General features: G+C 32.4%; 11 protein-coding genes. All 11 read right to left on the reverse strand.

From position 1 onward, the window contains the following. Nucleotides 1–225: 225 nt before the first annotated feature. The 11 genes from COI44_RS04975 to COI44_RS05025 all read right to left on the reverse strand — a co-directional run bounded on the left by COI44_RS04975 (nucleotide 226) and on the right by COI44_RS05025 (nucleotide 12,915). Nucleotides 226–1,485 (reverse strand): competence/damage-inducible protein A, encoded by a 1,260-nt coding sequence (locus COI44_RS04975; RefSeq protein WP_098426945.1) that lies wholly within the window; start codon nucleotides 1,483–1,485, stop codon nucleotides 226–228. A gap of 23 nt (nucleotides 1,486–1,508) precedes the next feature. Beyond that, on the reverse strand, nucleotides 1,509–2,087 hold the full coding sequence (gene pgsA, locus COI44_RS04980; protein ID WP_098426946.1) for a CDP-diacylglycerol--glycerol-3-phosphate 3-phosphatidyltransferase: 579 nt from the start codon (nucleotides 2,085–2,087) through the stop codon (nucleotides 1,509–1,511). A gap of 71 nt (nucleotides 2,088–2,158) precedes the next feature. Continuing rightward, entirely contained in the window at nucleotides 2,159–3,052 is an 894-nt protein-coding gene (locus COI44_RS04985; RefSeq protein WP_098426947.1) for a helix-turn-helix domain-containing protein, read from the reverse strand. 20 nt (nucleotides 3,053–3,072) lie between these two features. Then, nucleotides 3,073–3,864, reverse strand: coding sequence for a DUF3388 domain-containing protein (locus COI44_RS04990; RefSeq protein ID WP_097975425.1), 792 nt, complete (start codon nucleotides 3,862–3,864; stop codon nucleotides 3,073–3,075). A 112-nt stretch (nucleotides 3,865–3,976) separates the two neighbouring features. Next, nucleotides 3,977–4,705: an elongation factor P 5-aminopentanone reductase gene (ymfI, locus tag COI44_RS04995; RefSeq protein WP_098426948.1), complete on the reverse strand. Its 729-nt coding sequence runs from the start codon at nucleotides 4,703–4,705 to the stop codon at nucleotides 3,977–3,979. A 184-nt stretch (nucleotides 4,706–4,889) separates the two neighbouring features. Next, nucleotides 4,890–6,173: an EF-P 5-aminopentanol modification-associated protein YfmH gene (gene yfmH, locus COI44_RS05000; protein ID WP_098426949.1), complete on the reverse strand. Its 1,284-nt coding sequence runs from the start codon at nucleotides 6,171–6,173 to the stop codon at nucleotides 4,890–4,892. After that, nucleotides 6,173–7,450: an EF-P 5-aminopentanol modification-associated protein YfmF gene (gene yfmF, locus COI44_RS05005; protein WP_098426950.1), complete on the reverse strand. Its 1,278-nt coding sequence runs from the start codon at nucleotides 7,448–7,450 to the stop codon at nucleotides 6,173–6,175. Before yfmF ends, yfmH begins: the two co-directional genes overlap by 1 nt. A gap of 568 nt (nucleotides 7,451–8,018) precedes the next feature. Further along, complete coding sequence (locus COI44_RS05010) at nucleotides 8,019–8,966, reverse strand: ABC transporter permease (protein WP_097975431.1); 948 nt, start codon at nucleotides 8,964–8,966, stop codon at nucleotides 8,019–8,021. A 3-nt stretch (nucleotides 8,967–8,969) separates the two neighbouring features. Beyond that, nucleotides 8,970–10,037 (reverse strand): ABC transporter permease, encoded by a 1,068-nt coding sequence (locus COI44_RS05015; RefSeq protein ID WP_098426951.1) that lies wholly within the window; start codon nucleotides 10,035–10,037, stop codon nucleotides 8,970–8,972. Continuing rightward, complete coding sequence (locus tag COI44_RS05020; protein ID WP_098426952.1) at nucleotides 10,034–11,557, reverse strand: ABC transporter ATP-binding protein; 1,524 nt, start codon at nucleotides 11,555–11,557, stop codon at nucleotides 10,034–10,036. The genes COI44_RS05015 and COI44_RS05020 overlap by 4 nt, the downstream gene beginning before the upstream one ends. A 260-nt stretch (nucleotides 11,558–11,817) precedes the next feature. Continuing rightward, a complete protein-coding gene (locus tag COI44_RS05025) occupies nucleotides 11,818–12,915 on the reverse strand; it encodes a BMP family lipoprotein (protein WP_179887024.1) in 1,098 nt (365 codons plus the stop codon). Nucleotides 12,916–12,965 lie beyond the last annotated feature (50 nt).

Here is a 12,965-nt window from a genome sequence, read left to right on the forward strand (position 1 = left end):
TTATCTCTTAACTATATAATAACTGTTTTTTGTTCGTTTGCCAACAAAAAAATAGAACGTTTATTCGATGTTTTTCGTATTTAAACTTAATTTTTAAAGAATAGAAACGCTTGTTTCGTATTTTTCGGTCTATAAAACTAGATTTTTATTAATATCGAAACTATAAAATTAAAAAACTCGGCTAAATATACCGAGCTTTTATATTATAAAATATTCTATTTCATTTTATAAGTCTTGACTTTCAAAACTTGAATTAATTAATTTTATCAACAAGTTCGCGCCATTTTTGACACTTGATAATCTTATTTGTTCTCTAGTGCCACTGAATTGAAACTCTTTTACAATTGAATCAGAATCACCAATTTTTATACCGATAAATACTTTCCCTACGGGCACATCTTCTAATGTAGACGGTCCTGCTTCACCAGTAAAACTAATTGAAATATCACTTCCTGTTAATCTTTGAATATTTTCAACTAGTGATTTTGCACACTCTGCACTTACTGCACCATTTTTATTAAGAATGTCTGATGGCACATTTAAAAGTTTTTGTTTCATTTCATTAGAATAACAAACAACACTACCTTTAAAAATGGACGAGTTCCCAGGAATATCTGTCACTCTTTTACTGAATAGACCTCCAGTTAAACTTTCAGCAGCAGAAATAGTCAGCTTAAAATCTTTTAGCTTACTTGATAAAACTGTAAATAAGTTTTCATTATTTGTACCATATATAAATTGCCCAACACGCTCACGTATTTTTTCTTCAGCTTGTCCAATTAGTTTTTCTGCCTCTTGTTGATTACTAGCACTTGCAGTAACTCGAAGCATTACTTCTCCCTCACTCGCTAAAGGAGCAATTGTTGGATTTGATTGATTTTCAAGTAAATCAAGAATTTCAGTTTCTAAAATCGATTCCCCTATGCCAAAAAACTTAAGCTCTTTCGAAATAATCGTACTTGCTTCTTTTCCATTTAAAAAATAAGGAATTAGTTCTTTCTCAACCATCGGAATCATTTCTTTAGGTGGTCCTGGTAATAATACAAATTGTTTATCTTTCGCTTCATAAACCATTCCAGGTGCCATACCGTTTTTATTCAATAAAACATGTGCATTATTAATGACTAATGCTTGTTTTTTATTATTTTCAGTCATTGGTCGATTTACTTTAATAAAATATTGTTCAATATACTCTAGTGATTGATCATGGTAAACAAGTGACTCTTGAACAAATTCTGCGACAACTTCTTTCGTTAAATCATCCTTTGTTGGTCCAAGTCCACCAGTTAAGATGATTAAATCACTTCTTGATGAAGCAATTTCTAATGCACTTTTAAGTCGTTCGGAATTGTCTCCTACAACTGTTTGGAAATGATGGTGATATCCTAATGCAGATAAATGTTTAGCTATAAATTGAGCATTGGTATTTGCAATTTGGCCTAAAAGTAGCTCAGTACCTACTGCGATAATTTCAGCACGCTTCATATCATTTCCCCCTATATTATTAATTACATTGATTTAAGAAGAACATCTCTATTTTTATAAAAATAATCCCAACCAGAATATACTGTAAAGAATAATGCGACCCAAAGTGATACATCTGCAATCGAAAATGGTAAGAAATTCAATGGGAAGTCATGTAAGAAATATGCAGAAATCGCGACTATTTGAGCCCAAGTCTTAATTTTACCTAGCATTGCAGCAGCATGTACTTCTCCAGAGCCAGCTAAAATCATTCGTAATCCAGTTACAGCAAACTCTCTACTTATTATGACAATCGTAATCCACGCAGGAACATAATGAAAATCAGTTAAGATAATTAATGCTGAAGAAACAAGTAATTTATCAGCAAGTGGATCTAAAAACTTACCAAAATTAGTAACTAGATTATATTTTCTTGCGTAATAACCATCTATAAAATCAGTAACTGAGGCAATAATAAAAATTGCAGCTCCTACTAAATGATTAACTGGTATTAAATCACCCATTAATGTAACTTTTCCCCATCCAAAATCGATTAAAACGGCAATCATAAATAATGGAATTAGACAAACCCTTGACACTGTGATCTTATTTGGTAAATTCATGGTAAAACCCTCCAAAACTTTCTAAAAATGAAGCATTTATAATAAATGAATAAAAGCCATCTTAAAGATGACTATTGATTCATTTTTAAATTTTTAATCGTAATCTTTTGGTGAACAGCATCTGTTGGACTAACTGGATATTTAAATACCTCATCGTTAATTCGTAGCTCAACATTATTAGAAGCACCAATATTTACTGTTACTTCATTTTCAGCTGTTAAGTCGTAGTTTTGAGTTTGTCCGTGTTTTAAAATTCCTGAATAAAACATTTTTCCATCAGCATTTTTTAAATCTACATAACTTTCACCATTTGCAACTACTTCTAATTTAAATACATCCGTACCAGATAAAGAAATAGTAGTTCGTTTACCCGCTGCAGAGTCAACAGTAATTTTTTGCGCTGGTGTTTGCTCAGTCACATCATTTTTCGGTTTCTCTGTTTTTTTCGTATTATTAACTTTTGCCTGATCTAGCGCATTATTTTTTGGTTTTTCAATTTCAGAATTAGAGTTAGATTGAGATTGATTCGTATCCGCAGATTTATCATCATTTTTTGATGGGAACATCATATAAATAGCGATGCAGATTCCAATGATAAGAATCGCTACTAGTATCCTTGGTAAATAATCCATTATACGTGATGTCTTAACATTGTTTAATGGTTCTTTAAGCTTCGATGCTCTACTAGGAATCTCTTCATGCTTTACTTCTTCTACTGGATTTGCCACAGTTGATTCCTCTACTACTGGCTTTTCAGTTAGAAATCCAGAAACGTCAACACCAATTGTTTCTGCATATTGTCTAATAAATGCACGAACATAAAATTGCCCTGGCAATATTTCATAATTACCTTCTTCAATTGCTTCAAGATAACGTTTCTGAATCTTCGTTAACTCTTGTACATCGTCAATTGATAAGCCTTTCGCTTCTCTTGCTTCTCGTAAATATTTTCCTAATTCTGTCACAAGTTACACCCCAACTAACTTTAAAAATCAAACATCGAGAACGAGTTGTGTCCATTTTTATCCATTTGGTCTACAAGTTCATATTTAATTTCTTCATTTTCATCATTTCTTAATTCAATTATGTAATCAAAATCTTCTAAAGAGTATTCAGTTTGCTGTACAAATACATCAGGATGCTCCACTACTTTCACAGAAGACATTGCCATAATTTCGCGAACCAATTGCCAATGTTGCTCATTTGCTCTTCTATGAGAAAGAATGCCATCAATAATAAATACATTATCTGAATTATATTCATCTTCTATTAATTGACTTCTTAATGTTTGTTTAATTAATGTTGATGAAACAAATAACCAGCGTTTATTTGCACATACACTTGCTGCTACAACTGATTCAGTTTTACCAACACGAGGCATCCCTCTAATTCCGATTAGCTTATGGCCTGGCATTTTAAATAACTCTGCCATAAAATCAACAAGCATTCCTAAATCATCGCGGACAAAACGAAAAGTCTTTTTATCATCTACGTCTCGTTGAATATAAGTACCATGTCTTACAGCTAAACGATCTCTTAGAGTTGGCTTTCTAAGTTTAATTATTGTTATATTGTCCATAGTATTTAAAATTGATTCAAATCTAGTAATTTGATCATCGTTATCGCAACCAAGTAACATGCCGCGTTTCATTGTGTCGACACCATTGATTGTTAAAATATTAATCCCTAGCATACCGATTAGCGATGCAATATCTCCAAGTAGTCCAGGGCGATTCTTATGTATTTCATACTCAAAATACCATTCGATTAACTCCATACCTATACCCCCTATTTGTTAACTACTTAACTCTACATTTAATAATAAACGATTTCGCCATAATATAAAAGGTAAAATATGTGAAATAAATAACTTTCGACGGGAATTTTTACTATGAAGTATGCCAACCGCCGTTTACTCCAAGAATTTGGCCAGTTATATAAGAAGATTGTTCGGAAATTAGGTAATTTACAGTATTCGCAATTTCACTTGGAAGAGCTAAACGATTCATTGGAATTTCATTTGCAATTTCTTTTAACTCTTCTTCACTAAAGAAATTTAACATATTCGTTTTGACGGCACCCGGAGCAACAGCATTTACTTTTATTCCACTTGGCCCTAATTCTTTAGCTAATGCCATTACATAGGCATTTTGAGCACCTTTAGTAGTTGAATATAATACTTCACATGAAGCACCAATTTGTCCCCATATGGACGAAATAACAACGATGCTACCAGATTTTTTAGCCACCATATTAGGAAGAAAATGATTGACTACTTTGATCAAACTTTTTATATGTAATTGAGTCATTCGATCGATTTCTTCATCACTTACATCGTTAATCAAACCAATGATTGAAAAACCCGATGCATACACAATTGAATCAATTTTATCATTTATTTGTGATGTTAAAATTTCAACTCCATTTTCAACTGATAAGTCCGCTTGAACGAATTGGCAATTTACTTCAATCTTATTAGCCAATTCAATCAGTTCGTTAAGTGGTTCTTTATTACTATTATAATGGACAACTAAATCATATTTTTCATTGATTAACTTTTTCGAAATTGCAAAGCCAATGTCACCACTAGCTCCAATTACTAGAATTCTTTTTCTCATTTATTATAATCTCCATTTTTTCGAGGTTTTAATGCAGGTTTAAAGAGTATTAAGAAATATAAAGGCAAGCGAAAGAGACTCTCTTAAAAATTTTTATTAATAAATAGTACACTTAGATTCTTTATAAATCCTTAATTTTTTAAATTTCAAAAAGCATCCCATATAAGGATGCTTTTAAATTCATTCAATGAGGAAGAACAAAAAATTCACTCATATAGTCTTCATTTATTAGATGACTAGCACTTTCTTTTAGATCCTCTACAGAAATAGATTGTAACACAGATACGATGTCAAATAAATGCATATCTAAGAACGCATATCGCGTAAATTGGTTAGCGATATATTCTGGAGAATTTAATGAGCGTAGGAATCCGCCAATTTTCTTTTTAACTACGCGATCAACAATTTCTTTTTCCCACTGATGATTTTTTGAGTCTAATAGCACTTCTTTTATTTTTTCTGAAAGTTTTTCAGGTGAAGTGGAATCCCCTCCGATGATCGCAAAAGCAAAACCATTTTCTGCAGAGTAATCATATGAGAACGTATCATCGATTAAACCATCTTCATACATTTGTTGATACGTATTTGAGCCTTTACCAAATAAATAATCAAGTAATACTGAAATTGATAATTCATGCTTTAATAATTCACTTCCACCTTTAGGTGCAGAAAAATCTTTCACGCCAACCAGCACTTTCGATGATTGGACATTCATATGTAACACTTTTTTCTTTTCTGCAGATTCAGGAGTTTCTTCAGGGAAAAATCTCTTTATTTCATTTGCATCTTTGAACGTTTTTTTGCTTTGGTTGTCTCTAATTAAATTCATTGTTTTATCAGGGTCTACTGGACCTACAACAAAAAACAACATATTACTTGGGTGATAAAAAGTTTCGTAACAAGTATAAAGTAATTCTTTTGTAATTTTTGAAATTGATTCAACCGTACCAGCAATATCTGTTCTAACAGGATGTTTACCATATAAATTTGCAATCATCCCAAAATATTGTCTCCAATCAGGGTTATCTTCGTACATTTTAATTTCTTGACCAATGATCCCTTTTTCTTTTTCAACACTTTGATCAGAAAAATAGGGTTCTTGAACAAAATCAATTAAAGTCATTAAATTTTGTTCTACATTATTCGTTGCTGAAAATAAATAAGCAGTTCGGGTAAAACTTGTAAACGCATTAGAAGATGCGCCTTGTTTACTAAAAACCTGGAATACGTCCCCATCTTTCTTTTCAAACAATTTGTGCTCTAAAAAATGAGCAATCCCATCTGGTACAACTAATTTTTCATCTTTTCCTAAAGGAATAAATTCAGAATCAATCGAACCGTATTTAGTTGTAAAGGTCGCATATGTTTTGTTGTAGCCTTGTTTAGGAAGAATATATACTTTTAATCCGTTTTCAAGCTCCTCGAAATAAAGCGTTTCATTTAATTGTTCAAAATACTTTTTTTCCATTATGCTCCCTCCTGACCCTTTAAGAAATAAGTTGTGTGAAGTTTAATTTTATTAGCTACAGTTACAATTTCATCTTTAGTAACTTTTTCGATTTCAGGGAACCAGTCCTCGATCGGACGTTCATTTCCTGCAGATTGGTCATTGAATAATGTTTCAATGATTCCATAAGCAGTGTCCATACTTTCTAATAGACTGTTTTTAATCACTAATTTTGTTTGATCAATTTCCTCTTCAGTGAAATTTCCCTTTTTCATCTCTTCAAGCTGTTCAGCAATAATTGTTGTTGCTTTTTCATAATTTTCACTTGCTATACCAGACATGACCATTAAAATTGATTTATGACTTTCAAAACGAGAAGCAGCATAGTATGCTAAGCTATTTTTTTCTCGTACATTGATAAATAATTTTGAATGAGAGAATCCGCCAAAAAGTCCATTAAATACTTGAAGTGCAAAGTAATCTGGATCTTTAATCGAGATCCCAGTAGTATAACCGATGTGTAGTTTTGCCTGATTTAATTTTTGCTCTTCAATTACTTCATTAGGAGAATCGACTGGTGTTGCTTTTGTTGTATCAACTGTTAATTTTCTACTAGTTGTGTTTCTAAAATTCTCTTCAACTAATTGTTTACATTGGTCAAATGCAACATCTCCAACTATATAAAGATCAATTAAATCTTGTTGCAAAGCTTTTTCATAGTACTTATAAAGTGACTCAGCTGTAATTGAATTGACATCTTCTGTTTTTCCATTTGCAAGTAACGCATAAGGTTCATCCTTAAACATTTCTTCCACTAGTCGTTGATTTGCATATTTCAATTTATCATCATTAATTGATTGAATTCGTTGTACTTGTGTTCTTTTTTGAGTTTCAACATGCTTAGCTGAAAAAACACCATTTTCTAAAAATGGATTTTGCCAAATTGAAGCAATAAGCAAGAGCGCTTCATTTAATAATGAACCTTGATTTGAAAGGTATTTTTCATTTGCAATATCAATTGTAAATGACATAACATGATAATCACCTTTTTTTGATACGTCTACAAAGAAGGTCGCCCCATATAATTCTTCTAATTTTCTTCGAATTTCACCATTGGTAGGAAGATCTTTTGTTCCACTTTGCAATACATAAGGTAAAATTCCGCGATACGATACTGTATCTTCTTCAAGTTTTCCACGTACTTTTAACGTAATCGAATTTGTTTTAAATTTTTCAGTTGTTACCACATGTAGTTTAATACCGTTTATATCACTATTTTTGTACTGTAACAAATTCAAATTGAACCCTCCTTAGTCAAATACTATTTACTCATATTTATTTCCAATATCTTCATTGTATCTCTAATTTTACCAAAAATAAAACCTACTGCTTAGTTTACCCAAAATAATTAATTCAAATAAAAAGAAGCTTCGGATTTTATAAAGGAAGCTTCTTCGTACTCTTACAAAAGAAAACAGACAATTAATATCAAGATTTCTCTTAATAAAATAAGTTGTATGTGGTTGATTTCCCCTACAGTAGCCTCCTCGTTCCTGCGTGGTCTTTAACCTTCCCGCATTTCCCACAGGAGTCGAACATACTTCAATTCCAATCAACTTATTAAAAAAGATATGTTTACTTAAACACTTCAAAATCATTTTTATTAATTAAACCTTTCAAATATCATTTAACCTAAAATTTATTCAATTATCTATAAAAATATTTCAAGTATTTAATTCATGATCTTAGTTCATAATTCTTGATTTTTAAAAATCAAATGATAAAAAAACTGCATAAATACGGAAGACTAATTTTCTACAAAAGAAAAAAGCTTCCCTTTTAATAGGAAGCTTCATAAACATTTATTTATCGTTTACCTTTTTCATATGCAACACCAACTGATTTTGGTGCTTGAGATGATTTTGAGAAAATTACTAATGCGATTAAAGTTACTACGTATGGGAATAACTTTAATGCTAATGGTGGGATATGAGCTAAACTTGGAATAACTTGCGATACATTGGCAATTGTTGTAGCTACACCAAAGAATAATGTCGCTGCTAAAATTCCAAGTGGTTTCCATTGTCCAAAAATTAATGCAGCAATTGCTAAGAAACCAAGACCTGCAACACTACCTGTAAATTCGCCAGAGTATGTTACTAAAATAATTGCTCCACCTAGTCCAGAGAATGCACCAGAAATAATAACGCCAAGGTAACGGATACGGTATACGTTAATACCTGCTGCATCAGCTGCTTGAGGGTATTCACCACATGCACGTAGACGTAAGCCTAAACGAGTTTTATAAAGTATAAATGTACTAATGATTAGAATACCGATGACTAACCATGTTGTAGAATAAGTGTTTTTAAAGAATAAATCTCCTAGAATTGGAATGTTCTTTAAGACTGGGATATCAGTACGTGTAATACCGTTAATACTGATATTTCCTGATCCAGTAATATTTCTTGCTAAGAAGATTGTTAAAGCACCTGCAATCATATTAATTGCGATACCACTAATTACTTGATCTGCGTGTAAATTTATACTTGCAAACGCATGTAGTAAAGAAAATAAAGCACCTGTAAGAACTGCAACAAGAATTCCTACCCAGATTACCCAAACTTCACCTTGATGAGTTTCTTGAAGTTTTGAAATTGTTAAGGCACTAGCAAAACCACCAACAACCATTAATCCTTCTAAACCAATATTTACGACACCGCTTCGCTCAGAAAATAAACCACCTAATGCTACGATTAATAATGGAATCGTATAGGCAATTGCATATGGGAAAATTTGTATAATTAAATCCATGCCTTATTTCACCTTCTCTCCTACATTGCTGTTTTTGTATTTGCGTGATTTCGATACTCGATCTATAACTTTCTTAATTAAAATACTAGTTGCAGAGAAATAAATAATGATTGCAATAATAACATCAGCAATATCTGGTGGAATTGAAGTCATTGCACTCATAAAACCTTTACCAGAATACAATAGTCCAAAGAAAATAGCTGAGAAAAATACGCCTACTGGTGTATTCATTCCTAAAAGTGCCACGGCAATTCCGTCGAATCCTTCGGTAGGTAAAACACCTATTTGAATTAGTGATGCATTACCAGCGAATTGAACAACACCTGCTAACCCTGCAAGTCCACCTGAAATCATCATTGATAAAATAACATTTCTATTTACTGAAATACCCGCGTATTCAGCAGCACTACGGTTGTAACCTACAGCTTTTAATTCATACCCTAATACTGTACGATTAATAATAAATGAAATAACGATTACCATAATAACGGCGATAAATAAACCGAAGTTAATATATGAACCACCAAATAAATTTGATAAAAATGGCATTTTTAATGTTGCAGCATCTGCTAGCATTTTTGACTCTGTTTCAGTGCTACCTTTAAAATATTGTGGTACTAAATAATAAACAGTCCAGTATGAAATCCAGTTCATCATAATCGTAGAAACTACTTCGTGAACATTAAATTTAGCTTTTAGTAACCCTGGAATAAATGCCCATACTGCACCTGCAATAAAGGCTACAATTACCATAATCGGAACTAAGATAAGAGTAGGTAAATCGACAGTTAAACCAACTGCAGAAGCACAAAATCCTGCGAAAAGCATTTGGCCAGCTGCACCAATATTAAATAAACCTGTTCTGAATGCAAATGCAACAGAAAGTCCTGTTAAAATTAACGGAGTAGCAGTAGCAAATGTATTACCAATGCGCTCCGGATCTTTTAATCCACCTTGGAATAAATAAGTAAACCCTTCTACTGGATCATTACCTGTTACTAAAATTAATAATGCTCCAGCTAGTAAACCTAATAATATGGCAATTAGAGAAATGATTCCTCCCTTTTTCATGCCCCTTCACCTCTCCTTATACCAGCCATCATTAATCCTAATTCATCTTCATTTGTGTCTTTGGCATTAACGATATCAACGATTTCTCCAGCATTTACGATTGCAATGCGGTCAGATAAATTAAGAACTTCATCTAGTTCTAACGAGATCAATAGAACAGCTTTTCCACTATCTCTTTGCTCAATTAATCTCTTATGAATATACTCTATCGAACCAACATCTAATCCACGTGTTGGCTGACACGCAATTAATAACTCAGGCTTAAGTTCGATTTCGCGACCAATGATTGCTTTTTGTTGGTTTCCTCCAGACATTGATTCAACGACTGTTTTAGCACCTTCACCAGAGCGTACATCGAATTCTTCAATGATTTTCTTTGCATGTTTGGCAATCGCAGCTTTATCTAAAACTCCATATTTAGAGAATGGTTCTTGATTATAAATCTCTAAAACAACGTTTTCTTCAATTGTATATTCAAGAACAAGTCCTCTTTTTTGACGATCCTCTGGAATATGTGCAATACCGCTTCTAATTCGCTCACGTATACTGTTTTTTGTAATATCTTGATTTTTTAATAAAATAGAACCCTCTTCAATCGGTCTTAACCCTGTAATTGCTTCAACAAGTTCAGATTGTCCATTTCCTTCAACTCCGGCAATCCCAACGATTTCACCTGCTCGAACTTGAAGTGTAGCATTTTTTAAACCTAAAACTTTTTTATTATTTTTGACACTTAAATTATTTACATCTAGTACAACTTCACCAGGTTTTGATTCTACTTTATCTACCTTGAAAGACACCTGACGTCCGACCATCATAGATGCCATTTCAGCTTCAGATGTTTGTTTTACATCAACTGTACCAATGTACTTCCCATGACGAATTACTGTACATTGATCTGCAACAGCTTTAATTTCTTTTAATTTATGAGTAATGATAATGATTGACTTACCTTCATTAATCAAGTTTTTAATAATCTTCATTAAATCTTGTATTTCTTGTGGAGTAAGTACTGCTGTTGGCTCATCTAGGATTAATACTTCAGCATTACGGTATAAAGTTTTTAAAATTTCAACTCTTTGTTGCATCCCTACTGTAATATCTTCAATCTTTGCATATGGATCTACATTTAAACCGTAAGTTTTAGAAAGCTCTTCAATACGTTTTGCTGCAGTCTTGATATCTACTACTAGACCCTTTTTAGGTTCAAGACCTAGAATAATATTTTCTGTTACTGTAAAATTTGAAACTAATTTAAAATGTTGATGAACCATTCCGATTCCTAGTTCATTAGCAACATTTGGATTTGAAATTTTAACTTCATTACCTTTTATTTTTATAATCCCTTTTTCGGGTGTGTACATTCCAAAAAGGACGGACATTAAAGTTGATTTCCCTGCTCCGTTTTCACCTAATAAAGCATGAACTTCCCCTTTTTTTAATCGTAGTGTAATATTATCATTCGCTATAATGCCAGGAAACTCTTTTGTTATATTTAGCATCTCCACTACATATTCCATAATTTTCCTCCTTGATATTACGAAGTCATTTTTTATTTTAAAGTTTTACTTGATTTCGAAATATTTTCTATATTTTTTATTTAAGGAGGGCGTAACTCTCTCTCCCGATCGTCATGCCCTAATCAATTGGAAGCTTTACCAGTTAAGTGCTTGCAATTGATTAAAGCATGAAAGAAAAAAATCATTTTTAGGGTAGAAGAAGCATATAAAAGGGTCTCCTTTCCTATGCTTCTTCTATCATTTATTAATTAGAAAGATAATTACTTAATTAAATTTCCTCTTTCATTTGCTACTACAATTTCACCAGACTTAATTTTGTTAAATACATCATTAACTTTTGTTAAAGTATCAGAACTTAAGTTTGGATTTTCTTTTGGTAAACCAATTCCATCATTTTTTGCATCGTAAGTTAAAGTTTGTCCACCAGGGAATTTTTTATCTTTTTCAGCTTTAACCATATCAGAAGCTGCTTTTGCAACACCTTTCATAGCTGAAGTTAAAATTACAGATTTGTTATCTTTATAAACACCATCAGCGTACTGATCTACGTCTACACCAACAACCCAAACTTCTTTACCACTAGCTACTCTGTTTTTAGCTTCAGTAATAGCACCTTGTCCTACTCCACCTGCTGCAGCGAAAATCGCTTTAACGCCGCGGTCATACATTTGAGCTGCAATTTGTTGACCTGCAGCTTTGTCTGTAAAGCTTCCAGAATAAACTACGTTATTAGCTTTTAAAGAAATGCTTGTTCCAAGGTTTTCGTTTGCATATTTAATACCTTGTTGGAATCCCCAGTTATATTTTTGAACTGCTGGAATTTCCATACCACCGATAAATCCAACATCACCAGTTTTTAATTGAACTGCTGTTGCAATACCAGCTAGGTAGCCAGCTTCATGTTCTGAGAAGAAAATTGAAACTGTGTTATTTTTTACATTTGGAGTAAAATCTTTAGCTGTGTGTGGAGTACCATCGATAATTACAAATTTGTCATCTTTATATTTATCTTGCGCTTTGTTAATTGCTGTTTCAAATTTATAACCAGGAGTTATGATAAATTGAAACCCTGCATCATTTAAGTTTCCGATTTCTTTTAAGTAATCTGCTTCAGTTTCACCAGCAGGTTTTAAGTATTTTGTATCTTGCTTAAGATTGAAACCTAAATCTTTAGCTCCAGCTTGGATCCCTTCCCAAGTACCTTGGTTAAATGACTTATCATCAATCGTACCAGAGTCAGTTACCATACCTACTTTAAATGCGCCTTTTGCGTCTTTTGTATCTCCACCTTTACCACAAGCACCTAAAATTGTACCTGCAGCTAAGGCCATTGAAAGAACAAGACCAGCTTTTTTCATCTTCATAAAAATTTTGCCCCCTTAAATTTTTATTTACATTTGTACTAGCT

The organism is Bacillus sp. AFS088145, assembly GCF_002564465.1.
GTDB lineage: Bacteria > Bacillota > Bacilli > Bacillales > Bacillaceae_G > Gottfriedia.